Source organism: Methylobacterium nigriterrae (genome assembly GCF_037106235.1).
GTDB lineage: Bacteria > Pseudomonadota > Alphaproteobacteria > Rhizobiales > Beijerinckiaceae > Methylobacterium > Methylobacterium nigriterrae.
This window is the reverse complement of the sequence record NZ_JBAWTG010000778.1, coordinates 1-282: the sequence shown is the minus strand read 5'-3', so window position 1 is coordinate 282 and position 282 is coordinate 1. Positions and strand designations below refer to the sequence as shown.

Annotated in this window: 1 protein-coding gene; it reads right to left on the bottom strand. The window is 71.6% G+C overall.

The genetic code is table 11. The annotated features are described in order from the left end of the window. On the bottom strand, window positions 1-282 hold a 282-nt coding region (locus WDW90_RS39125), incomplete at both ends, for a CorA family divalent cation transporter (RefSeq protein WP_336492999.1).

Genomic DNA, 282 nt, shown 5'->3' with positions numbered 1-282 from the left:
CATGTCCCGGTCGAGCGCATCGAGTCGCTGTGCGACGCGGGCCGCCGCGGCGATGGCCGCTGCTGGTACCTGCTCGTCACCGGCAGCTGTTTCGAGGCGGTGGAACACCGCGCGAAGTCCCAAGAGCTGACGGTGCAGGCGCACCGCGTCCCGGCGGATCGGCCCGAGCCGCCGGCGCTCACCGCGCACCCGCTCGTCGAGGATGTGGTCCTCGATCTCGGCGAGTTCGTCGGCCAGGCGACCGCCGGTCTTGGCCATCGCGGTCACCACCTGGTCGACGAT